Annotated in this window: 23 protein-coding genes; 6 read left to right on the top strand and 17 right to left on the bottom strand. The window is 61.7% G+C overall.

Features of this window, described 5'->3' with window-relative positions:
• The first annotated feature begins 162 nt into the window (after positions 1-162).
• From ACU5AX_RS18235 to ACU5AX_RS18225, 3 genes are read left to right on the top strand one after another with little or no spacing between them, the layout of a single operon-like run.
• The gene (locus ACU5AX_RS18235; protein WP_446691987.1) at positions 163-405 is read left to right on the top strand and encodes an AbrB/MazE/SpoVT family DNA-binding domain-containing protein; all 243 of its coding nucleotides are present in this window, start codon (positions 163-165) and stop codon (positions 403-405) included.
• Entirely contained in the window at positions 402-791 is a 390-nt protein-coding gene (locus ACU5AX_RS18230; RefSeq protein WP_446691986.1) for a type II toxin-antitoxin system VapC family toxin, read from the top strand. Before ACU5AX_RS18235 ends, ACU5AX_RS18230 begins: the two co-directional genes overlap by 4 nt.
• A 1-nt stretch (position 792) precedes the next feature.
• Entirely contained in the window at positions 793-1,590 is a 798-nt protein-coding gene (locus ACU5AX_RS18225) for a TIGR02391 family protein (protein WP_446691985.1), read from the top strand.
• A gap of 17 nt (positions 1,591-1,607) precedes the next feature.
• Here the strand turns inward: ACU5AX_RS18225 and ACU5AX_RS18220 are convergent, their stop codons facing one another.
• The 3 genes from ACU5AX_RS18220 to ACU5AX_RS18210 form a co-directional block, all read right to left on the bottom strand.
• Complete coding sequence (locus ACU5AX_RS18220) at positions 1,608-2,498, bottom strand: HEPN domain-containing protein (RefSeq protein ID WP_446691984.1); 891 nt, start codon at positions 2,496-2,498, stop codon at positions 1,608-1,610.
• An 88-nt stretch (positions 2,499-2,586) separates the two neighbouring features.
• The gene (locus ACU5AX_RS18215) at positions 2,587-3,429 is read right to left on the bottom strand and encodes a GNAT family protein (RefSeq protein WP_446691983.1); all 843 of its coding nucleotides are present in this window, start codon (positions 3,427-3,429) and stop codon (positions 2,587-2,589) included.
• Between the two features lie 2 nt (positions 3,430-3,431).
• Positions 3,432-4,931, bottom strand: a complete 1,500-nt coding sequence (locus ACU5AX_RS18210; RefSeq protein WP_446691982.1) for a caspase family protein — start codon at positions 4,929-4,931, stop codon at positions 3,432-3,434.
• Positions 4,932-5,270: 339 nt separating this feature from the next.
• On the opposite strand from ACU5AX_RS18210, the gene ACU5AX_RS18205 reads away from it, so the two are divergent.
• The gene (locus tag ACU5AX_RS18205) at positions 5,271-5,936 is read left to right on the top strand and encodes a recombinase family protein (protein ID WP_446691981.1); all 666 of its coding nucleotides are present in this window, start codon (positions 5,271-5,273) and stop codon (positions 5,934-5,936) included.
• Between the two features lie 229 nt (positions 5,937-6,165).
• Positions 6,166-6,606, top strand: a complete 441-nt coding sequence (locus ACU5AX_RS18200; protein ID WP_446691980.1) for a hypothetical protein — start codon at positions 6,166-6,168, stop codon at positions 6,604-6,606.
• Between the two features lie 30 nt (positions 6,607-6,636).
• Here ACU5AX_RS18200 and ACU5AX_RS18195 read toward each other — a convergent pair whose 3' ends face one another.
• The 11 genes from ACU5AX_RS18195 to ACU5AX_RS18145 form a co-directional block, all read right to left on the bottom strand.
• The gene (locus tag ACU5AX_RS18195) at positions 6,637-6,951 is read right to left on the bottom strand and encodes a ribbon-helix-helix domain-containing protein (protein WP_446691979.1); all 315 of its coding nucleotides are present in this window, start codon (positions 6,949-6,951) and stop codon (positions 6,637-6,639) included.
• A complete protein-coding gene (gene parA, locus ACU5AX_RS18190; RefSeq protein ID WP_446691978.1) occupies positions 6,948-7,616 on the bottom strand; it encodes a ParA family partition ATPase in 669 nt (222 codons plus the stop codon). Before parA ends, ACU5AX_RS18195 begins: the two co-directional genes overlap by 4 nt.
• Positions 7,617-8,997: 1,381 nt before the next feature.
• Positions 8,998-9,297, bottom strand: a complete 300-nt coding sequence (locus tag ACU5AX_RS18185; RefSeq protein WP_446691977.1) for a hypothetical protein — start codon at positions 9,295-9,297, stop codon at positions 8,998-9,000.
• Positions 9,298-9,379: 82 nt separating this feature from the next.
• Positions 9,380-10,180 (bottom strand): CsgG/HfaB family protein, encoded by an 801-nt coding sequence (locus ACU5AX_RS18180; protein WP_446691976.1) that lies wholly within the window; start codon positions 10,178-10,180, stop codon positions 9,380-9,382.
• A gap of 94 nt (positions 10,181-10,274) precedes the next feature.
• A complete protein-coding gene (locus tag ACU5AX_RS18175) occupies positions 10,275-10,940 on the bottom strand; it encodes a hypothetical protein (RefSeq protein ID WP_446691975.1) in 666 nt (221 codons plus the stop codon).
• The gene (locus ACU5AX_RS18170) at positions 10,927-11,268 is read right to left on the bottom strand and encodes a hypothetical protein (RefSeq protein ID WP_446691974.1); all 342 of its coding nucleotides are present in this window, start codon (positions 11,266-11,268) and stop codon (positions 10,927-10,929) included. Before ACU5AX_RS18170 ends, ACU5AX_RS18175 begins: the two co-directional genes overlap by 14 nt.
• A 2-nt stretch (positions 11,269-11,270) precedes the next feature.
• Positions 11,271-11,777: a DUF2726 domain-containing protein gene (locus ACU5AX_RS18165; RefSeq protein WP_446691973.1), complete on the bottom strand. Its 507-nt coding sequence runs from the start codon at positions 11,775-11,777 to the stop codon at positions 11,271-11,273.
• Positions 11,777-12,181: a hypothetical protein gene (locus ACU5AX_RS18160; RefSeq protein ID WP_446691972.1), complete on the bottom strand. Its 405-nt coding sequence runs from the start codon at positions 12,179-12,181 to the stop codon at positions 11,777-11,779. Before ACU5AX_RS18160 ends, ACU5AX_RS18165 begins: the two co-directional genes overlap by 1 nt.
• Before the next feature lie 8 nt (positions 12,182-12,189).
• Positions 12,190-15,450, bottom strand: coding sequence for a MobF family relaxase (gene mobF, locus ACU5AX_RS18155; protein ID WP_446691971.1), 3,261 nt, complete (start codon positions 15,448-15,450; stop codon positions 12,190-12,192).
• Between the two features lie 2 nt (positions 15,451-15,452).
• Positions 15,453-17,783 (bottom strand): type IV secretion system DNA-binding domain-containing protein, encoded by a 2,331-nt coding sequence (locus ACU5AX_RS18150; RefSeq protein ID WP_446691970.1) that lies wholly within the window; start codon positions 17,781-17,783, stop codon positions 15,453-15,455.
• Entirely contained in the window at positions 17,770-18,060 is a 291-nt protein-coding gene (locus tag ACU5AX_RS18145; protein ID WP_446691969.1) for a CopG family ribbon-helix-helix protein, read from the bottom strand. Before ACU5AX_RS18145 ends, ACU5AX_RS18150 begins: the two co-directional genes overlap by 14 nt.
• Before the next feature lie 529 nt (positions 18,061-18,589).
• On the opposite strand from ACU5AX_RS18145, the gene ACU5AX_RS18140 reads away from it, so the two are divergent.
• Positions 18,590-18,814, top strand: coding sequence for a hypothetical protein (locus ACU5AX_RS18140; protein ID WP_446691968.1), 225 nt, complete (start codon positions 18,590-18,592; stop codon positions 18,812-18,814).
• 178 nt (positions 18,815-18,992) lie between these two features.
• On the opposite strand, the gene ACU5AX_RS18135 is transcribed toward ACU5AX_RS18140, so the two are convergent.
• From ACU5AX_RS18135 to ACU5AX_RS18125, 3 genes are all read right to left on the bottom strand, one after another.
• Positions 18,993-19,574, bottom strand: coding sequence for a hypothetical protein (locus ACU5AX_RS18135; RefSeq protein WP_446691967.1), 582 nt, complete (start codon positions 19,572-19,574; stop codon positions 18,993-18,995).
• 322 nt (positions 19,575-19,896) lie between these two features.
• Complete coding sequence (locus ACU5AX_RS18130; RefSeq protein WP_310103555.1) at positions 19,897-20,151, bottom strand: hypothetical protein; 255 nt, start codon at positions 20,149-20,151, stop codon at positions 19,897-19,899.
• Between the two features lie 336 nt (positions 20,152-20,487).
• Positions 20,488-20,841, bottom strand: a complete 354-nt coding sequence (locus ACU5AX_RS18125; protein ID WP_446691966.1) for a hypothetical protein — start codon at positions 20,839-20,841, stop codon at positions 20,488-20,490.
• Positions 20,842-21,427 lie beyond the last annotated feature (586 nt).

The following is a 21,427-nucleotide window of genomic DNA, read 5'->3' as shown; positions in this document are numbered from 1 at the left end:
CATACGATCACGACGCGAGCGATATTGCTAGCGAGAATCGGGCTTATCGCTAGTAACTATTATGACTGCTGGCCCTGATGGCGACTCGCGTTTACCCCCTCGCCTCTTTCCTAGCATTGTGGCATATTTCCGCTTAATGCCACTTCTTACGGTTTTTACCATATGACGCTACAGGTCAACATCACACCCAATGGGCGCATGAGCCTACCGATAGGTATTCGCAAGCGTCTAGGGCTAGAAGAGGGCGGCGCTGTTCTTGTCGAGGAAACGCCCGATGGTGTCATCCTTCGAACGGTGGGGCAGGCGGTGGCCAAGGCGCAGGCGATTGCCAAACGGTACGCGCAACAGCCCGGCGCGTCGGTCGATGACTTTCTGGCGGCACGGCATGAGGACAGCGGCGAATGACCCATGTCGTCCTCGATGCCTCGGCGGTCCTTGCTCTACTGAAAGGGGAGCGCGGCGCCAGCAAGGTCGCCAGCGTGATCGCGGACGCCTCGGTGTGCGCGATCAACCAGGCTGAGGTGATCAGCCACTTCGTCCATCTTGGCGCACCAATTGAAGACGTGCAGGCGATGCTGGGCGCCCTCCCCTATTCCGTCGTTGCGGCCGACGATGCGCTGGCGTGGGATGCTGGGACTTTGCGGTCGGTAACGGCGTCTGCGGGCCTGTCGCTTGGCGATCGGTTCTGCCTGGCTCTCGGCAAACGCCTCGGCGCTTCAGCCTACACGGCGGACAAGGTCTGGCGCGATATCGCTGGGGAGGTTGGCGTCAAGGTGGTGGTGATCCGCTGACATGCCGCTGTTCACGGCAGCCGAGCTCGAGGCCATCGCTGACGCGCTTGGTGATACAAACTCTGGCCTGACGGGACGAGAAATTGAGTTCCTGATCAACGCCTCCCAGATGGTCGACCCGGGCCCCGACACCAAAGCCCGTCGGCTTTACAACGCCTTTGCCGAAAGCCAGAACAGCCGCCAGGCACGCACGCACATCCTTGCCTTCATTCGTAAGGCCATGGCCCCGGCTCGATACGCGCGAGAACCGGGCCGTTACGAGCCGATACGTGCCAACCTCAACCGTGCGCTGGCGTTCGCGGGCCTCGTCGTCGAAGACAGCGGCGCCCTGTCATCAGTCGCACGAGCCGCCAACCTCCCCGAAGCGCAGCGCCGCGCCAACGAACTGCGCCGCGATCTGGAAGGCCGCGGCGTGCACCCGGATGTGTTGGCATTCTGTCGCGCTGAGCTCCTTGCCGAGGACTATTTCCACGCGGTGCAAGAGGCGGTGAAAAGCGTTGCCGCCAAGCTGCGCGTCTGCACGGGCCTGACTGATGACGGAGCCATCCTTGTCGATAGGTCTCTTGGCGGTACGCCACCAATGCTGGCGATCAACAGTCTGGCGAGTGGCAGTGAGCGGAGCGAGCAGTCCGGGTTTGCCAACCTCGTCCGCGGCACCTTCGGCATGTTTCGGAACCCTACCGCGCACGAGCCTCGGGTCCACTGGCCCATGACGATCGCAGATGCCGAGGATCTTTTGACGCTGGTCTCGATGATCCATCGCAGGCTCGATGCTGCAATCATGCCACCGCGCACGTGAATCACGCTTGGACCGGTTCATGGTTCTCCAGGAAAAAACGGGCGGCGCGGCGCAGGCCATCCGCCCGTTTCCATGTCAGCGGCAATGTCGCGATCGCCAAACCGACGTACCGTCGCTGCCGCGATGAATTGAACGGCAATCGCGAGCCGAACAGCGTGCAGCCTGGTCAATCCCGCTGGCTGATAGCGACTTTGAACGTACGGCGGCAGCTGCTCGATCACCTCCATCATCAAGGCGTCGTCGCGATGCGGTGTCTCGGCAGAAAGACGCCCCGCTAACTTCGCTAGAGAGTGACCGTCCTTGCCCTTGAAGCTGTTGGGATCGGTACCCGTCCATACCAACGCTGCCTTGATCGACAGCTCCGCCGTCATACAGATAGGCTGCAAGACAGAGTCAACACTGAAGGTCGACGGCAAGGTATTTGCTACATCAGCAAGGTTAGAGCCCGCCATATGCCACAGCGTGGCAGCGGCACCGTCGCTGCCAAGATCATCGACGCCGTAGGTAAAATCGAGGAGATCAGCGAACGCGAAGCTGGTTCGCGCTCCATCATCCTCGTCCTCGCGGCACCATTGCCACCAATCGCTCTGATTATCGAAACCGAGTGAACGCCATGGATCAAGCTGCTGTGGGCCGCCCATGATGACCGGTGCCACAATCTTGCGCACCTGGTCATTTACGGCAGCCAGACCGATCCCCATGCCGGGCCAGCTGCTGTCGACCTCCGGTACCATGGCGGCATAGGCTGCCATGATGTGCTGAACCTCGGGATTGCCTCCTACGCCCATCGAGAATGACGGTCCCAGGATCTCCATCGCGGCCCGAAACGGGCGCTGGTGCAGGTGAATCCCCTCTTGCGCGTATCGCTTGTCCAAATCGCGCAGCGTCTTCACATCCCACTCAGTCATCACGACTTGCTCCCGACCCGGGTGCGTTCAGCTGTTCAAGACAAAACGTCGAACGTAGCCATTTGGCTAAGGCTGTTGGCTAAACCCCTTAATCACCCTGCACGGGCCTTATCGAGTCCACGTAGTAATTGTAGCCTGGATCAGACAGCACGCCAGCGCGGCGAACCGTCTCTCGCTTTACTTTGTCAAAGATCAGGTCTTGGCCTCTAACAGTCAGACGCGCAAAATAGTCGACCTGCTGATCCTCCAGCGGATCCATACACACGATGCGTTCCGGAAGCTGCACCGAACCGTCCTTTATCAACTCCCCCATGCCGCTGTATGACCCAAAGGGCCGGGGCGGTGTCTCGTATCGACCTCTTTCGGAAAAGAACTCGATTCCGTAAGGGACACGCTCTCCCGAGCCGAGCTCAAACCGGCGGGGCAGTAGCTTGTACGCATAAATGCCGGCCCCGTGGTCAGGCCGCTCTTCCACCGGTGTGAAGCCCATAGCTATCCAGAACGGCTTAGCCGACGCTGGAGCGATGCCAATTTCTGCCACGGAATGCCCTTCCGCAAAAAGGCGATCCAACATGAATTGGGCTAACATACGGCCGTAACCCAACCCCCTCGAGTCGGGCTTGATTTCGAGAATGTCTGTCCCGCTCAGAAACCCGACCGCCCGCGAACCTACGGTCAACACGTCGAGACGCTCGATGCCGCGCCGCCAGCGGTCTTTGGTCACATCCCAATTGCACCGGAAACCTCGAACGGGCTGCGGCCCGGCGCAGTCATCATCGTACCAATCGTTGAGGGCTTGGCCGTAGCCAGCCTCCTCCGCGTCCAGCCACGCCTCGATCTCGTCGACTAGCGCTTCGGACGCTGCAACAACCGTATGTGACAAGGTCAATTCCAGTACAGAAAAACGGAACGCGTCGTCGCCGACGCACACAGTTAGACGAATTTGCTGCCTTCGACCTTCCGAGCACCGCCACTCGGCCCAGTGGCGCCCTTTCTTACCGTCCAACCGATCGGCACCCTTAGCTCATCTGACGTGGCCGCCCCTGCTATGGTGTACGTTATCGTTAGCGATCTGGATGGAACGACCAATTGCTCCGAAAGCCGCTGATTGAGATCGTCGGCATCGATTTGGGTATAGGCGACCGTGCCATCGCCAGGATCCCAGCCAGTTTCGTCAACACCGAGTACGTTGACCCCATCCACATAAACGGCCTCAACGAAGAACTTGTCGTCTTTTTCAAGCACCGAAACGCTGACCGCTAGCTGATGATCCTTCCCCGGTACGACATAAAGATCGGCGCGAGCTTCGGTCAGGGCCTCGGCAATGAACTCGAAGCTGGGCTTCAGTCCTTCATGGCGCTGTAGATCGAATACACGGTCGAACATGCCCGCCTTTGTTTTTCGGCGAAGCTGACCCTTCGAGTCAAAGAAAATTTCGAAGAGCATCCCGTCCAATAGAGCCTTGCGCCTTTCCGGGCTGTAACTCTGGGTCTTGCTCATGAAGGCGCCGATGAAACCGCTGGCCACGTTAGAGCTTCCACATGCAGCTTGGTAGATGTTCCGCCCTAGTACAAAGACGCTGTCTTTACCGGCTTTGTTGGCAACGTCGGCCGTCAGCTTACCCAAGGCAGGATTCTGGCTGTACCAATCATAGGTTTTTAAGCCAGAGATGATCTCGTGTGATTTCTTCTTTGGGTCGATCGGGAAGAGCTGGTCAGCAATGGCCTTACCGTCGTACTCCTCAATCAGGTTCCCAAGGCTGAGATTGAAGTAGAACTCTCCCGAGAGCGAGGTGTGCTCCCAGGACGTCTGCTTACCTGCGCTAGCTGCCGCGACCGTATTCCGGACCCGCTTGAACATCGTTTCGATCGAGCAATCGGGCGTATCGATATGCTGGAGCAGCGCCGCGGTGTAAGTGCCATTTCGACCCGCTCCGTCCAAGGCAACCTCACCCGGCGACGTGGCAAAACCGATGATCGTGCCCTTTGGCGCGTAGACGGATGCGAGGCCGCGCACGCCCGGCCCCCGGTGCCAGCGCCTCTCCCAAGGGTTGTTGCGGCAGGCATCCAGGACAATGATCTTTGTTGACGACTTTGATCGCGCCATGACGTCTACGACTTTGTCGAGCGACAAGGAGCTATGCTTGGCATCCGTCTCGGAGTCCATATCAGTATCAATAGCCAGAAGGTAGTTAGTTCCTTCGATTTGCATGCCATGGCCAGCGAAGAAAAACAGCCCCACGTCGTGAGTATCAAGCAGCATCTTAAAATTTTTAAGGAGTTTCTCCATCTCCTTGTCGTTGGAGTTCGTTCCCACGATGGTCTCGAAGCCGTAGCCCTTTAGCTTAGCAGCCAAATCGTTAGCATCGTTGACCGGGTTTTTGAGATCATTGCCATCAGGGTACGTCGCGTTCCCGATGACAAGCGCCGCCATTGTCCTGCTCAATGCCCACCTCTTCCTGCTATCATCTACAAATCGTCCGAACGTTAGGTCGGCGCGTCTCGGCCGTCTACCCACTGCATCAACAGGGCAACGCCATCTGCTTCGTACGCAAGCCGCTCTTGGATCGCTCTGAAAGGGCACGTGTTACCATGGTGAGAGCCCATTTCCCGAGCCAGTCGCCTAACATCGATCGGCCGCATAATTGATGACCCCGTGCCGATACAGTTTGGGTATACCTCTGAAAGACTGGAGCGCACTCAGTCTTTTTTCCGTCAAACGACCGTTCAAAAAGGACTGGACATAACAAGACCGTTCATAAAAGACTGAAGCATGTTCGTCCGGGCTTATCTCCGCGCGTCAACCGCTGAACAGGACGCGACCCGCGCTCGCGCGGCGCTTGATGCGTTCGCCGCCTCACATGGGTTCCGGATCGCAGCGCGCTATGTCGAACACGAGAGCGGCACTCGGCTAGCCCGACCGGAGCTGTTTCGATTACTGGACGACTGCGGCCCGGGTGACGTGCTGCTGGTCGAGCAGGTCGACCGGCTTTCCCGCCTCAGCTCGGCCGATTGGAGCAAGTTGCGATCGGAGATCGAGGCCCGCCAGGTTCGGATCGTGTCGCTCGATCTGCCAACCTCCTGGAACCTGATCGCCACGCCTGACGACTTCACATCGCGAATGTTCGCGGCAGTAAATGCGATGATGCTTGATGTCCTCGCCGCAGTCGCTCGCAAGGACTATGATGATCGTCGGCGCCGGCAGGCCGAAGGCGTCAGCCGAGCTCGAACCGCAGGCCTTTATAAAGGCCGCGTTGAGAATACCGCCCGTAACGCCGCGATCGCACGGTCACTGAAAGACGGGCAGAGCTGGCGGGAAATCATGATCGGCACCGGCTGCAGCCGGACGTTGCTCGCCAAGATCGCTCGCCGCCTGAAGACCGAACGGATGGCCGACGCGAGCGCCAGTGATCCGAGCGCTGTCGAGGACGTCGCCTGAGCGCCAGCAATTCGAGCTTCCCCTGCCCTTCCACGTGGCCAAGCCGCCCTGCCCTAGCGTCGACGCCATCGCGAGCGACGTTTTCGCAAGGGCTTATTAAAAATTCACCTAGCTAACGATCCAACAGTCGTTACGGGCGTTATCAATATCGCTGAGCTGATTTCCCAGATACGGTAGGCGGCGCAGCAGATTCTGCCTTTTGGCAGTATTTGGGAGGCGTCGGTTAACCATGACGGACAAGGAACTGCTTCGTGGTCTTGAGGAGCATCACCGAGTCATCCGGATTGGCCTCGCTTTAATTCAGAGTCATTGTGCAACTGACTGCGCCAACATTGCCGGTTTGGAGAAGGCTCGCGTAGATCTAACTCGTGCGAGCCGCGAAAGGTCGGCGTTTGTTAGCGACCGCATTATTCCGCGACTATTGGAGACGGCAGACTGCGACGATCGTGCTGCGCTGTCGGATTTCCTTGTCGCCTTCACCTCAAAGAGGCTCATTTCAGACAAACACATAGAAAGGTGGACCGACGACAAGATCGCAGCCGACGTACCAGGCTACTGTGCGGCCGCTCGCACCATCTGGTCGATGATGGAGGAGCAAATGGAACGCGAATCCCGCGTGCTCGGAGCGCGCTTGCTGCGCAACTCCGAGCTATGCAGCGCGCGACGGTGAGCCCCTCCCGTCGCCACAACTGACCGCTTTTCAAGCGGAGGCGATCGGCGACCGCCCATATTTCTCGAACAGTAGGTTCAGGGCTTCCGCCATGAGCTTGACCTGGTCGGTGTCGTGCTCGACCGCGAGCATCGCAAGCTGCTTACGAACCGCAGGATCGAAGTAGCCAGCGATGTTCACCTTGCCGTTTCGCTGAGCGCCCCGCGCCGCCCGCACAGGCGCGTCCCCCTGCCCCGCCACGGCCGCCTCGGCCGGTCGAGCGGTAGTCGACGGCGCTGGTGCAACCTTACCACCAATTTCTCCCAGCTTTCCGAGCCCTGCCGCGAAGCCAACCTTTTTCGTCATGCTGCTTCACCCTTCTTCTTGCGCTGCGCAGGTGCACGTGTGCGACTGTGCAGGTGTGCGACGACCCAGTCAAACAGGGCCGTCACCTCGGCAGCAGCTTTTCCGTTTGGCTCGACCTCCTGTGCCGCTTGGCCCGAGATCATACAGCGGCTGAAAGCGACGCGATCCCCGAATGACGGGTCTGCGACCTGAAGGCCGAAGGAAGAAGCGATCGTCTCGGCCGCCTCCTGCCCACCGGTGCCTTGGTGAGGCACGCTGTTGAGAACCGCGAACGCCGTTTTCCCAACTAGTTTTAGGAGCTCAACCGTCTTCGACATCGCCCTGAGATCCATGATCGTGGGCTGACACGGTACGAGTATTAGGTCTGCCGCCTTTGCCGCCTCAAGAGCGGTGCTCTCGCTGTGCGGGGCCGTATCGAGGATTACCACGTCGGCACCCATCGCTTGCGCTTCCTCGAGAACCTTGGTCAGCCTAGATGGCTGGATCGACAGCACTGCTGGAGTCTCGTCCGCGCGATGATCCTTCCATTCGGCTGCGCTGGCCTGTGGATCGAGATCGAGCAGCAAGGTATTCTTGCCGGTAGCGGCGAATGCTGTCGCGAGGTGGATCGCAAGCGTCGTTTTTCCGACCCCGCCCTTCTGCGCAATGAGAGCCACTGTCTTCATCTTGATATCCTCGCTTCCCCCTATGCACTGTCGCGACTGTGCACACGTGCGCGATTGCGTCAGTACGTATGCCCACAGTCGCGGTAACGCACAAGCGCGAAAACGCACGTGCGCGGGTGTGCACAGGTGCACCGTCGCACATGTGTATGATCTGCCGTTAATGGGGGCTGAAGGACCGTCCTCGTTATGGGCACACATCTGCGTGGGCCAGCCCGGCTCGAAGCACGGTGCGGCACCCGTCAGCTCACTAGTTCCTGGGGTGGGTCGCGCACGTGTCCGCCGTGCCCCGCATCGCTTAGCGGGCGGCGTCAGGCTCCACTCAGGATTTCCTCTTCCAGTTCACGGTTTGGTCCTCGCCTTCGACATCCATCGGCTGCCCACGCCGCAGACGTCTGACCACAGATTCCTCGCACCATCGCACAACCACAATGGCGCGACGATGCATGATCGCACCTGTGCACACCTGCGACAGTGCATTATCGCAATAGTGCGTTTACCCGCCGCTGCTCGTTCTCTCCTGTCGCAGAGGCCGCGCCGAGGACCTCTCGTTTATCGGCCGAGACGGTGCCGAAACTAACATTCCACGTCGATAGCGATATCGCATAATCGCAGGTGTGCAACGGTGCACAAACGCACGGGTGCACAGGTGCGTCGATAGGGTGCAGGGTGTGCAACACCGTGGTTTCGCACGATCTCTAGCGTTGAAGGGGGAGGGGTGAAAAAGGATCTGCCGATCTAGCTGGCGTTTTCGGGCGGGAGCGTCCGCGCCCTTCGGAGGCGAGGGCAAAGAATGCGCTCAATCTCGGACTAGCGCCCCGATAAATTGTGCATCATTGCACAGCTGCGAGAGTGTATAGCCGCTATATCGCGACACCGCAGGTGTGCGCGCGTGCACCTGTGCACCGGTGCATTGTCGCGCTTAGAATGCCTAGATCAGTATACCGAAGATGACCAACATCAAGGCGGCGGCAGACGCGAGGATCTTCCCGACGCCCAGCGCCCGAGCCGATCGACCATTCCTTCGGGTAGACCAGGTGCGATCGATCCCGGTACGAACTGCCAATATCCCGTCGACGGCCAGGACAGACCCTATAACGAACAGCATGAGGGTGAAGGCCTTCACAAATTCCCGTCCGGATGACGGCGATATCGCGAAGGCAGTCACGAGACAGACGGTCGCGATCCCGTAAAGCGACGCGCCAGTATTGAGGAGGCCGGATATCAGGAGACGGCGCGGTCGGCTCCATGGTATCGGCACAAACATCGTTGGCCTCCGGCAGACGCGGCACGGCTCGACCGGACTGGCGGGCGGCCACGCTCCAAGGGGATTGCCACAATATCCGCACCTTGGCGCAGTGGGGGAGGGGGCCGTTTGCATCGACTACCCGGACGGATCTGCAATAATTTCGTCAGCCGGCATGTCGTCCCGCGTGGAGGCGTTGTAGCAGGCAGGGTCGCAGAACAGCATGGGACGGCCTCTACACGTCATCTGATGCCCCTCCAGCATGACGGGCCTGTTTGCCAGTCGCTGGCATCGCTCGTTGTTCTTCGTCATGAAGCCGCATGGGATGGCGATCGGTTCGCCCCGCGGCACCTCCGTCTCGGCCGCCTCCAGCGGCTCTACGTTGATGTCGGGGGCAGGATCGAAGAAGTCCCGCTGCTGGATGCGCGCGTGTTTCATATGGGCACCTGACGACAATGGGGGAGGGGGGTCATCGAGCGATGCTCTCGCTCGCCTGCTCACTCCCTCTCCCCTCTAAAGCTTATTGCCTCGGCGCTGGTGGTGCCATCGGAGGCGCCGGGGAGGGCGCCGGTGCGGTCGAAGCTCCAGTTGGCTGGGGCAACCGCGTTTGTGCCTGATTGGTCAGCTTGACGAAGGCATCGAGCATTGCGACCGAAGTGATCTTGCCCATGTCGGTGCTGGTATATGCACCTCCTAGAGCGCCGACGCCGGCGTTGGTGAGCAGACCGCCTCCAAGGATCGATAGATCCTTCTTGCGGGCCGAGCCCGTCGCAATCGCCTGCTGGATGCCGGTTTTCACCTCAATCAAGGTAAGCATGGTCTGGCTCGACTTGACCTTCTGCTTGAAGCCAAGGCCGCCGGGGAACATCGTGCCGAGGCCGCCTCCGCTGCCACCCGCATCGGAATCGGAATAGAGCACCTTGGCCTGGAGTAGGTAATCCGCGGCCTTCAAAGTGGCTTGGTTGTTCGCGCCAGCGACGCTTCCACCGGCTGCGAGCTGACGCTCTCGCTGCAGGGCGTCGAAGCCCTCTCCACGATCGACGACCTGGAAGCAGCCTGATTGAGCAACGAGAAGCTTGAGCAGGGGGATCGGATCGACGCGCTGACTCCCGCCGTTCTGAGCTTCCGCCATCCGCATCAGCGCCGCAAGGCCCGGGGGGATGCCCTCAGCGGTCCCGCCAGCGGCGCGCTCCTCCACCAACGCGATGGTGCCGTAAGGTCGATCGCAGCGTGGAACCTGCGTATTCTCGTCGATCCCGATCCCACCCTTACCCGCCTTCTGGGCGAGCGCCGGCGAAGCCGATGCCGCGAGCAATGCCATGATTGCGATAGTTCGGTGCATTGTATCCCTCCCTCGTTCAATGATCGTGTACCATAGGTTTGTTGCTATCTCAGTGCGTTGCCACTGAGATGACCTATTCCAGAAAGCCCTTTGCACTGTCGGCTTTAACCTCGAGGGCGCGAGCAAGACCGGTCTGCAGTCGGATCGTCTTATCGGTTGATCCGGCGACCTTGACCGTCGACATCATCTCTTTCGCTGTCGTCGAACCGAATAGCCGGTCATTGCCGTGCCAGAAGGCCGTCAGCCCCTCGGCGATCCTGACCCGGTAGGTTCCGACCTGGACCGGCGTTGCCGTATTTCTCCCGCCGGCTACGTAGATCCCCAACACATCTTGGCCGGTCGCAATGTCGTTTAAGACGACCACGTAGCCATAATTGGGCCTGTCTGGAGCGCGAAACCTTAGAATGCCTTGTCGACGGTTCATGTCAGTTGCCGGCGTGGTGAACACCGTGCCGCTTTCCGGGAATGGCACTGGGATCATCCTTTGAAAGGCTGACGTCATCACGGAGGTGTACGTCTTATAAATGACGTAGAAGCCGCCGAGCGCGACGGCCGGGACTAGGATTGCTTGAAGAAGTGCGCGTCCAACGCCGGCCATTTGCCATCTTGCACCGGCCCACGACGATCCCGCGCCCATTTCGACGCGGCTGCGCTTGTCGTTCCAGATCGTCGGGCTGTCATCGATACCCTGGCGTCTCCGATACCGGGCGCGCATATAATCGCGATCATCGAGTCCCATGGCGTACCGCTCCACTTTGTAGGGTACGCTTCGTGACAGCGCGGTGATGCAGGATCTTCAGCTGCTGCGTGAAGTCGGCGAGCATAAAGGCGAACTCGTCGGCGACCTCCTTCTCGGCCGCGCATTCGGGCGCCATCGAGGCTGCGGCGAGTACCAGGTGCGCTGCCGCAATCGGATGCTCGTCCATGAGGTGAAAGGCCCTCGTCCGGAAGTCGTCGGCCAGCTCCTCTACGGTGGTATCGGCCCCGGCTTGGTCGGAAGATCCGCGCTGAGCGTCCTCGGAAACGCTGCCCTCGGCAGACGGACGTGATCGTTCGGCTGTTGCCATGGCTACATGACCTCGTGTCGGGGAAGGTGCTCGGAGGGGAGGGGCCGCAGTGACGCGACAATCGGCATGACGTCGTTGAAGTTGGGCTGCACGCGCCCTGGTACGCGGATCGTGCGATATCCGGCATAAGCTGTCATCTCGTCGCGAACGCGGTCCTTGAACGGATTATGCGACCAGTCGTCGACCTCGATCAGGGCGACGATCAGGCCCGTCGCACGGTCCTGCGCCACGAAGTCGACAATCTTCTGTGAGAAGGCGTTCCGGTCAGAAATCTTGCTCTTCCGCACAGGGCTTTGCGGCACGCGCAGAAGCGCGCCCATCGCTACCTGCGCATGGATACGACAGTGCGGCAGGGCGCGCTCGAGGACGTTGAGCATGGCCGTCTCGCGCGGTGTCAGGAAGCGTTTGGCGACCGGCCGCGGTGGACCGAAGATGTTGCGTACACCTAGCGCCTTCAGGAGCAGGACCGCTGAGACCAATGCGATCAGCAGGGGGAGGGGTTTGTCCATCACCGGACGCCGCTCAAGGGAATCGAAACAGGCGTTTTGCTGCTCTCGGCCACTGACAGCCGATTTTCGGACATGGAAAGCCACTGCACGTCCTTTGATGGTGCTGGCCTCTCGGGGATGAGTTGGGCGACGACGACGACGACCGCGAACAAGACCAAGCTCAGGGCGAGTTGGACGATCATGCGCCGATCGCTCGATCGGCGCGCGTCGTCCCTCTTTTCTAGTTCAGCCGCCCCCTGCAGGCAGGCGAGTGCTCCGTCGCTCAGAATGCGAGCATTTTGGGTTTCGTCGTCAAACAGGCTGGCGTCGCCGCTCGAAAACCGACTGGCTCGAATAGCGAGCAGGTCATGCGCAAGGCTGCGCAACTCCTCGGACGTCGGTTTGCTCTGAAATATCGGACTCATGGCGTTCCTCACATATCCAGGCTGAGGTTTTTCTGAGGGAGGCCGGGTATCTGGTCGCCATGGCCCGGCATGGCGGGGAGGGAGCTCAGATCGTCCATGTCGAGCGGGCGCATCCCCAGCTCGTCGTCCTTCCGTGTCTCTTGGCGCTTCTGCCGATCCTCATCATCCTTACGGTCCGGCGTGAGGCCGTCGCGCTCCATCTGCTTCGGATCGGAGTAGTCGTTCTCCGACTTGCCCATCGGTGGGAGATCGTCGGCCGACGTCAGGGATGCGTCGAATATGATCCGCTGCCCTTCATCGCGGTCCAGCGTCGCTGCGGCCGCGCTCAGCGCGTCGTCGGCATCCTTCGTATGTCGCCCGGGTCCGTCGATATCGAGGCGTCCGAGGGTTTCGAGGGACGCGGTCTTGTTGCCAGGGTTGATGTCGAGCTGTCGCTCCAGCTTCTGAAGGTTGTCGATGACCATCGTCAGCTCGAACCGCACGCGGGTAACGGCGACGTTGAAAAGGCGCTGGTTGGACAAGTTGCGCTCGAAGCTACGCATGGCGACGATCGCGTCGTTGCTCGTGACGCCCTGTGCCATGTGCATGTTCAGGGCGTAGGCCAGATCCATGCGGTGCATCATCCGATCACCGTTCTCGAGCGTGACCTCGCCTTTGTTGGCCAGCTGCACGGTGACCTTCCCGTCCTCGATCCGGGTAATTGTCCCGAGGGACGCGTTGAAGATACCGCGGTCCTTGTCGTTATCGGTCCACCGGATCCGGTCACCTTCATGGATGCGGATCGTCTCCAAGGTCGCGAGCGACATCCGATCCTTGGCGATCATGGGGTCCATGCGCTGGGGATCGAATTTGATGGCGCGCCCATTCTGGACCACCTCCACCCTGCCGTTGGCGAAAGTGCGTCGGACCTCCGCCACGCCGCGGCGCAGGCCGAGCTCCGGGATCACCTCCTGTATCTGAAGCTGCTGACCCTTCTCGTAGGATTGGGCGTACCGCAGCTCCTCGCGGGTCAGATTGATGTTCTGGAGGACTGTCACGAACAAGCCGTCGCCCTTGAGCGTGCCCTCGTCCCGCAAGCCCTTCTGGACCGCATCGTTGATGTCCGCTCGTGTCTCGCGCCCGGAGGCGAAAATCGCCGTTTCAGCGCGCTTCTCCGGCGACAGGTCAAGCCATAGCTCCGCCGCACGCGCGGCCGGGTCCTGGTGTTCGACCACCTTGTCCCCGAGCACCTTTAGCGCCTGGCCCGCTTTTCCGACGTTGGCGAGTGCTGCAACCGTCCGAAGCTGGTCGGTCTGCTGTCGCAGATTCTCGTCCATCCGCGCCATGCCGATGTTCGCCGCCTGCATCATCGCGAACGCCTTGCCGGCGTCGATCGGGAGCAGCTGCTGTCGGTCGCCGATGAGCGCGATACGTTCGATGCCGAGCGCCTCGGCGATCGTCAGCATCTTCAACATGTCCTGGTTGGAGACCATCGACGTCTCGTCGACGACGATCACCGTGTCCTTCAGCTCGTCCCGCCGCGCCTGAGCAGCCGGCGTGTTCGGGTTTATGGCGTGCTTTTCATTGTGCCAGATGAAGTGCGCGATCGTCTCGGCGCTGACGCCCGCGGCCTGCATCTGGTCGACCGACATCTCCCGATTGGGGATCGCATCGGGCCGGGCCATGCCCTCCTTCATGTCGGCGACCATCTTGTTCTGGAAGGCGAGCCCTAGCACCGACTTGCCTTCAGATTCCGCCACACGTGCGACAGCTTGGAGCATCGTCGACTTGCCCGCGCCGGCGATGCCCTGCACCGCCACGATCTTGTCAGGCGAGGACACGACCAGCGTTGCGGCTGCGAGCTGTCCTTCGTTCAGGGCGTGAGGGGAGGCGGCCTGTAAACGGTCTGGTGCCTCCGAAGGGGCCACCAGCGGTGTCGCAGTGCCTTTGCCGGCCTCTACTCGCTCAAGGATCCGTTCCTCGGTTCTGAGGGAGTCCGGCGTCGTTACCGCGGCCACCATCCCGGCGCTGCTCCGGATCTCGCCGGCAAGCAGCTTGCCCTTCTCAGTCAGCTGATCGATGCGCGCCTCGACGTGATCGATCGTCACGCCCTTCAAATTGAAGTCGAGCGCTTTCTTGGCGACCTGGTTCTTCTCGAACGCCGCCTCGCGTTGGCCCAAGGTGCGGATCGCCGAAGCGACGGCGAGCTGCGCGTTGGCTTGCCCGACGCTCTGAGCCATTCGCACGAAACCGCGATCGACGAGCGGGTCGGGCGAACGCATCAAGCCTGAAACCGTCTCTCTCGCCACCTTCACCGCGTCTGCGATGGCGTTGTAGCTGCGGCCGATAGCGCCGGCGTTCTCACGCTGCTCCATCTTGGCCGCAGCCTTCATCGCACCCTCAAGGAGCGCCTTCCCGTCCCATCCGGCTGCAGCTGCATCCTTCATCCAGTCGAGGACCAGGCCGTCGCGATCCTCAAGGTTCAGCTTGGGATCGCGGGTTGTGACGGTGACACCGTCTCGGCCCTTCGGCGATACGATACCGAGCTCGGCCGCCTTCTCAAGGATCTGCTCACGGCGCTGGCTGAAGGTCTCGAGGACGTTCTTCGGCACCCCGACAATCTCGAACGTGCCGTGCTTTCCGGTCGCGACCAGCTGGTAGCCGAGCTTCTCCATCTCGTTGCGGAGATACGCATGGTAGATTGCGCCGATTACGGTGTTGTTCGCCCAGATTTTGTCAGCGTGCAGCGCGTGCCATTCGCCATCCGGCCCCTTCGTCAGATTGGCCACGATCGCATGGATATGCAGCTGGGGATCTAGCGCGCGGCTCGTGTCGTGCTGGAAGAGTGCGTAGACCAGATTTCCGGTCTTCACCGCCTCCGTTTTGCCGTCCTTCGTGAGGCGCGTTTCAGCGAGGTTCTTCTCGATCCAAGACAACGTCTGCTGGACCGCCTTGGTATGAGCGCCGTCCGGGCCGAGGATACGCTTGTCCCCTGCCACATAGGCCATGAGCGAGACGGACTTGGGCGCCGAAAAGGTGAGGTCATACCCCGGCCGTCTGCCTTCGCGCTGGTCGACCTTCTCACCGGACGGGAGCTCGCCATGCAGTGCCTTCGCGAAAGCCTCTTGGCTGACGGCGCCTGTAAGGCCTGCCGTGGCGGCGCCTTCCCCGCCCCAAAGGCTGACGTCTCCAGCTTTCTCGTCGGTGTAATAGTCACCGGCGACATAGTCGTCCTTGGTGAAATATTTAGCCGCGCCGGAGGCCGATTTCACGGTAGCGATCGAGTGCATCGTTACAGCCCGATCCCGTCGTCTTCGGGGAAGGCATCGCGCGCTTCGCGGACGGACAGATCCTCCGGCCGCTCCGCGGTCGGTGCTGGATCGTCACGCGACCGATCGTCGCTGCGGGAAGGGTCGCTGCGCCCATCCATGGCGCGGGATCGATCGTCGGGCTCATCATCGCTGGTCCGGCCGCGATCGCTTGGCGATCTCGCCTCGGCGCTGCTCACCACCGTCGCTTCCGACGACAGGCCGTCGCGGGAATTATCGACCTCGCTTTCGGTGGGCTGAGAGAGGATATTCGCGGCGAGATTGTTCGCGACGTTGGCCGGTTCGACCTCCTCCTCCGACAGTGCCAGCGACTCCCCCCGCCCGCCGTCTTCACCACCACCGTTCGGCTTTCCACCACCTCCGCGACCAGACGTCGCAGGCGCATCAGGATCGCGCGGTTTTCGCGGGACGAAGCCTTCCGCGACTTTCGGGTAATGCTCCCATTCAAGCTGGATGCGCGCGGCAGGGAAGCCGTCGGGAAATTTGACGAAGCCGTGCATGGACGGGAGGTTCGTAATGTCGTCTGGGATGACCAGCGGCTCGACCTGCTTTCGCGGTGTTAGGGTCGAGGCGTCGCGGGTGTTATTGTAGCCGTAGCTATAGCCCTCATCCATCTGCCGGATTTCACGGTTGCCGATATATTTCGCGCACTGCTCCGCGGTATCGAGATCGGCTGCAGCCAGGATCAATTTGGTGCGCGCGAGCGACGACAGGTTGCGGGCATTTTCCTCGCCGTAGACCTGCACGAGCTTATCGAAGGAGTGGAGCCCGAGGATCATCGCCCCGCCGAAATTTCGGGCGGTCTGCAGGCCGCTTTCGATTGCAGGAAGGCGGTGGAGAGCACCGAGCTCGTCGAACATGAACCACGTCCGCAGCGACCGGGTTTTCGGCATCGTCATGAGCGAGTGGATGGCAAGGTTCGACCACAGCGTGAGCAGCGCCCGATTCATCTCGAGATCGGTGTAGTTCGAGGTGATGAAGAGGATCGAGCCGGGCTTCTTATCGCCGGTCATCCAGTCCTTGATCGAGTAGGTGCGCCCCTCGTCGGGGAGGAAGCGCAAGACCTGCGCATTGGTGTTGAAGACGGCACGAATAGACTCCGCCATGCGGGCGGCTTCAGGAGCCGTCAGAGGGTCAGCGATCGTCTTGGCTAGGTGCTTGTGAACCTGCTTCAGGTCGGCCGTCATGAGGTTGTCCGCCAGCGCCTGGTTCGTGGTCATTTTCTTCTCGATGAGCTTCATGCACATCTCGATGAACAGGGTCCGCGCGGCGAGCGCCCAGAAGGGCTCCGAGGAGCCCCCATCGGACGGAATTAGGGCGGCTGCCGCTGCCGTGAACTCGCTGTAGGTCCGGCAGTCATTGAAGATCGACCAGGCCGGGCAGCGCGCGTCCATCGGGTTCAGGATCGTGTCGCGCTCGGGGTCGTAGAAGGCCTCGACATAGGCCCCTGTCAGATCGAACACGACGGCGCTGTCTTGGCGCTGCCGGATCTGTGCGATGGTCTTGCGGAGGGCGGTCGTCTTACCGGCGCCGGTCGTGCCCAGAAGCAGGGAATGGGACTGCTCGAGGCGGTGCGGATAGGGGATGCCGGCGATCGTGTACGGGTGGTGGATGCCACCCGCTTTGCGGGCTCCGAACGGCAGCTTCAGGACCTGCTCGGGCGTCTTGTTCGGGAACAGGCTCTGAGCCTCTTTCACGAACTCGATTTTGTTGTGCTGAACGATCTCGGCATAGAGCACATCGCGGTCAACCAGCATGGCTCCGCGCTCGTGACGCTCCTGAACCATCGCCTTGCCGCGCCGCTTTGAAAAGTCGACGTACCAGATGGCGAGGGGCACTGTGACGCAGGACGCGATCATGGCCGATCCGATCACTCCGCGCACGGCTTTCGTCCACGCTCGGGCGACCTCCGGAACGTAGGGGACATAGCCCATGATCGTGCGGTGCAGAGTGTTGTCGGGCATCCGCAAATCGACCTGCTTCAGGTTGTCGAGAGCGACCCAATTCCAGAGGCCTGCCAGAACCCGCATGCAGATCAGCTGGACGTTGTTCTCATCGAGAGTGATGGACAGGATGATGACGTAGGCGAGGGCGAACACGCCGAGCCACATCAGGATCGGCAATTTGGCCCCCTGCAGCCACATCAACACCTGGGTGTTTAGGAGCTGCGAACCACGGGTGAAGTTGCCCGAATTGCGGGGGAGCTCGCCTCGCGATGAGTGGTGCTCCTGAGGGATAGGGCGGCCGTCGTTACGGATGTCACGCCGCACGCCCTTGGGGTCATCGCGCGCCATGATACTGCTCCATCCGAAGGTCGGTCTGGGCGATCAAATGGTCGCGCAATTCGGGGTGGTTTTCGCGGATGATCGCGTCGAGTGCGATCTGCGTGTATTCGGTCACGCGCATGTGCCGGAGCTGGCTGTCGTCAGCACGCTTCGCACCGGCAACGAATTGCTCGATTGCCAGTCGGATCACGTCCGACGTGCTGCGGTTTTGGCGCGCGGCTACTGCATCGATCTGGTCGCGCAGATCCCTCGGGATCCGGACCGTACAGTGTGTTTTGGTACTCAAGAACCAGCTCCCTAGCAGGGGGGCTGGTGGGCTCTTCGCAAAATTGTTTTTAGCGGGTCTTCGATGCTCGTTCAAGCCGTTCGTTGATTTCCGCCTCGAAATCGTGTCACGTCGTAACACGTAAAAAGCGCGGTTTTCTGCGGTTTTTTGAGTGTGTTACGTTGTGCCACAAAGCGTAACACATTGTGACCCTCAATTGCCGTTTGCTAACCCATTGAAAATGACCGGGAAAAGGCAAGCGCAGCTTGCGTAGGGTGTGCTCTACTGTAGTCTCGATTCCTTCGTATTGCTCTGGGTGTTCCAGCCCTTCGTGACGGCTCGGGACCGCCTCGGTTTTCCGCCGGGACCCCATCCGCCGCTAGGCGGAAAGCAGCTGCCTGAAAGGCGCTGCGCGCCGGCATCAAGGTCCTCTGGCAGGGTAGGAGCCGAGGGTTCGCTCCATGGTCGCGCTAGTGGCTTCCTGTGCGGCCAATCGGTCGGTATATCGGTCCCGTTCAGAGCCGATAAGCCGTACCGAAAAGGACACACTATGGCGAAGTCACTGGACGCTGAACTGGCCGCGATCGCGGCCGACGAACGCAAGCTCGCCGAGCGCCGCCAGGCGCATCAGGCGAAGGTGCGGGAGGCGGCTGTCGGAGCAGTCGAGAAGGCAGGGCTGTTCAAGGTCCCGCTCGATCGACTGGAGGGGCTGATGAAGGCGGTGAAGACGCTGGGCGTCGACGAGGTCGAGAAGCGGCTCATGGCGGAAGCCTGAGTCGGTTCGAGGCCGATGGTCACGGCGATGGCCGCATGGGGCTGCTACCTCATGCGGCCATTCTGTTTTCTGGTCAGGACGCGGCGCAGCCGGCTTGATATCCGCAGGCAAAAAAAGGGACGCGCCAGCCGATAGGCTGGGCGTCCCTGCGGGTTGCTGAGTGTGGCTCGCAGGGCCGTCAGGCCCATGCGAGGTGGTATTCTCCCTCGATCGGTTTCAGCGCCGCCATAGTGGTCAGCGCTTCGACGTATCGAGACATCTGGGGATCCTCGTCGAGCCGTCGCCGGATGCGTGGATCCATGAGCCGCTGTCGGAGCTGCGACAGCGGGATCGCGCCGCACGAGTCCTCGTCCAGACCGAGGCTGGCGAGGAGGGCGAAGGCGTTCCCGTTCGCGACCTCAAGCTCGGGGGCGCCATCGGGATTGAGGCCAAGGCCAAGCCGCAGATCGCCGGTCGGTTCCTGTTGCCAGACGCGGACGCGTCGTGCCCGAAACTGGGCCTCGTCGATGACGGCGATCACGGCCGGGTCGTGGTCGAAGCAGCGCGCGATCGAGGCGAGCGCGAGAGGGCACACCCGGACCTCGATCTCGAACGACCCGGAGGTTGGTTCGCCGTGGATCGGGATTACCATCGGAGCCCCGATCCGGTCGCTATGCTCGTCGACAAGATCGCGGAGCGCGCCGAGCTGATCGGGAGTGATGACGGCGGGTGAGGGCGACAGGATATTATGGCCGTCGTCGACGCGGAACGTGATGGTCATCTCGACCTCCTTCGTTGAAATCGCGCTCCCCTTTCCCTCTCCCCTCCAGCGATTATGCCGGCCCCCCGAATCTGGTCGCGACCGATGGGCCAGTGCGCGTGCCGGGGCATGGCTTTATGGACGCGTCAGCAGCGCCAGGGCGGGCTCGATGCCCGCACTGGCGCTCCCCCGGCCGAGGCGTAGCAAGGGCGGCCCGCAGGGGCCGCTCCGTAGCGAGCGAGCGGGGCAGGGCGCGCGCCGATCGCGGGCAGCAAAAAGGCCGCCCGGATTGCCGAGCGGCCCGTTTGATCTGCCGGCCGGAGAGCGTCGCCCCCCGACCGAGTTATTTGAGGAAGTTGCTCCAGATGGCGGCAGCGCCGAGCAGTGCGAGGAGTGCGGTCTGCACGCCGAACCAGATCGTCAGCGTCGAGCGCGTCGTCTCGATCTTGCTGTCGATACCCGTCAGCTTCGCCTCGAGTGCCTTGTTTGCCTGACCGACTGCCACGTCCACGTGCTCCTCGATCGCCGCCACTACGGCAGCCGCTTTGTCGTCATCGACATTAGCGTCCTTCAGAGCACGAAACAACAGAACCTGCATAACCGTTCCTCCTTTGTCTTCATGACGGAGATCACGCGTCGGTCGGGGCGGCGAGGGTCAAGGACCGCGAAGCGGCCGCGTCAGCGGCGGTGGGGGTCACGATTTTGCGTAGCAAAATGGTGGGGCCCCGCCGTCCTTGAGGCTCGCTGCGCCGGCCGACAGACTGGGACGACTTGAGAGAGAGAGAGTTTTAACCCGTGGCAGCAGCGCCGGGGCGGGCTCGATGCCCGCACTGGCGCTTTCCCGGCCGAGGCGTAGCAAGGGGAGGCCGAAGGGCCGGACCGATGCGAGCGAGCCGGGGCGGCGGGCACGATGAAAAAGGGGGCGCGTGCCCCCTCAGTCGTCCCAGAGCCAATGGCTGGTGCTGGTCGAGACGTCGACGCGATCGGACTCGGCCTGCGCCGCCTGCCGGCACGATAGCGAGCGCTCGATGTCGTCCAGCTCGACACCCGCCTCGCGCAACCGCCAGTCGTCGCCGCCTGCGCGGTCGATCATCTCCTCGACGGTAGCCCCTCCCAGTGCCTCGAGATCGATCCGGTCAAGGAAATCCTCGAACCGCTCGAGCCGGCGTTTCAGCGAGCCGATCTCTGCCGTGAGACACCGCGCGCGGCTGCTCAACTCGGCGTCGTCCATTTGGTCGATACCGAACGGGTCGGGGTCGTAGCCGTAGATTTCCAAAACGTTGTGCATGTGAGCCTCCTTCGTCGATGACGAAGTCCTCCCGGTGGCCGGGGTGGCAGGGGTCAAGGACCGCGAAGCGGCCGCGTCAGCGGCGGTGGGGGTCACGATTTTGCGTAGCAAAATGGTGGGGCCCCGCCGTCCTTGAGGCCTGTCGCCCCGGCCGCCACCATGGGACTACAGAGAGACAAATTATTCCGCGGCAGCAGCGCCGGGGCGGGCTCGATGCCCGCACTGGCGCTTGCCCGGCCGAGGCGTAGCAAGGGGAGGCCGAAGGGCCGGACCGATGCGAGCGAGCGGGGTGCCGGGCGGGGGTTTCAGGAACGAGGAAGCGCCGGTCGCGTGATCGCCAGCTGCCTGCTCGTCCCCCCGCGAAAATCGCGCGTTCGGCGTTGGCAAATTCCCGCCAAGCCTGACCGCCGCCAACATCGAGCTATGCCGCTTCACTCCATCCGCCCTTACCGCTCGCCGCACCGGTTTTGCGCGATCACCGGCGCTCCCGCGAGCCTGCGGCAGCGCCATACCGGAAGGGGGAAGGTGACCGGGCGCGCACTGACCAGGCGCGGCCCGACGGGGCCGTGCCAAGGCAGTGCGCGCC

It is taken from the genome of Sphingomonas benefaciens, assembly GCF_052907485.1.
Note: the sequence above shows the minus strand (reverse complement) of the source record. Positions and strands in the feature narration are given on the sequence as shown.

Coding starts and splice junctions, on each gene's coding strand:
- ACU5AX_RS18235 (WP_446691987.1), top strand. CDS start 163: ATGACGCTACAGGTCAACATCACACCCAATGGGCGCATGAGCCTACCG.
- ACU5AX_RS18230 (WP_446691986.1), top strand. CDS start 402: ATGACCCATGTCGTCCTCGATGCCTCGGCGGTCCTTGCTCTACTGAAA.
- ACU5AX_RS18225 (WP_446691985.1), top strand. CDS start 793: ATGCCGCTGTTCACGGCAGCCGAGCTCGAGGCCATCGCTGACGCGCTT.
- ACU5AX_RS18220 (WP_446691984.1), bottom strand. CDS start 2,498: ATGACTGAGTGGGATGTGAAGACGCTGCGCGATTTGGACAAGCGATAC.
- ACU5AX_RS18210 (WP_446691982.1), bottom strand. CDS start 4,931: ATGGCGGCGCTTGTCATCGGGAACGCGACGTACCCTGATGGCAATGAT.
- ACU5AX_RS18205 (WP_446691981.1), top strand. CDS start 5,271: ATGTTCGTCCGGGCTTATCTCCGCGCGTCAACCGCTGAACAGGACGCG.
- ACU5AX_RS18200 (WP_446691980.1), top strand. CDS start 6,166: ATGACGGACAAGGAACTGCTTCGTGGTCTTGAGGAGCATCACCGAGTC.
- ACU5AX_RS18195 (WP_446691979.1), bottom strand. CDS start 6,951: ATGACGAAAAAGGTTGGCTTCGCGGCAGGGCTCGGAAAGCTGGGAGAA.
- parA (WP_446691978.1), bottom strand. CDS start 7,616: ATGAAGACAGTGGCTCTCATTGCGCAGAAGGGCGGGGTCGGAAAAACG.
- ACU5AX_RS18185 (WP_446691977.1), bottom strand. CDS start 9,297: ATGAAACACGCGCGCATCCAGCAGCGGGACTTCTTCGATCCTGCCCCC.
- ACU5AX_RS18180 (WP_446691976.1), bottom strand. CDS start 10,180: ATGGCATTGCTCGCGGCATCGGCTTCGCCGGCGCTCGCCCAGAAGGCG.
- ACU5AX_RS18175 (WP_446691975.1), bottom strand. CDS start 10,940: ATGGGACTCGATGATCGCGATTATATGCGCGCCCGGTATCGGAGACGC.
- ACU5AX_RS18170 (WP_446691974.1), bottom strand. CDS start 11,268: ATGGCAACAGCCGAACGATCACGTCCGTCTGCCGAGGGCAGCGTTTCC.
- ACU5AX_RS18165 (WP_446691973.1), bottom strand. CDS start 11,777: ATGGACAAACCCCTCCCCCTGCTGATCGCATTGGTCTCAGCGGTCCTG.
- ACU5AX_RS18160 (WP_446691972.1), bottom strand. CDS start 12,181: ATGAGTCCGATATTTCAGAGCAAACCGACGTCCGAGGAGTTGCGCAGC.
- mobF (WP_446691971.1), bottom strand. CDS start 15,450: ATGCACTCGATCGCTACCGTGAAATCGGCCTCCGGCGCGGCTAAATAT.
- ACU5AX_RS18150 (WP_446691970.1), bottom strand. CDS start 17,783: ATGGCGCGCGATGACCCCAAGGGCGTGCGGCGTGACATCCGTAACGAC.
- ACU5AX_RS18140 (WP_446691968.1), top strand. CDS start 18,590: ATGGCGAAGTCACTGGACGCTGAACTGGCCGCGATCGCGGCCGACGAA.
- ACU5AX_RS18135 (WP_446691967.1), bottom strand. CDS start 19,574: ATGACCATCACGTTCCGCGTCGACGACGGCCATAATATCCTGTCGCCC.
- ACU5AX_RS18130 (WP_310103555.1), bottom strand. CDS start 20,151: ATGCAGGTTCTGTTGTTTCGTGCTCTGAAGGACGCTAATGTCGATGAC.
- ACU5AX_RS18125 (WP_446691966.1), bottom strand. CDS start 20,841: ATGCACAACGTTTTGGAAATCTACGGCTACGACCCCGACCCGTTCGGT.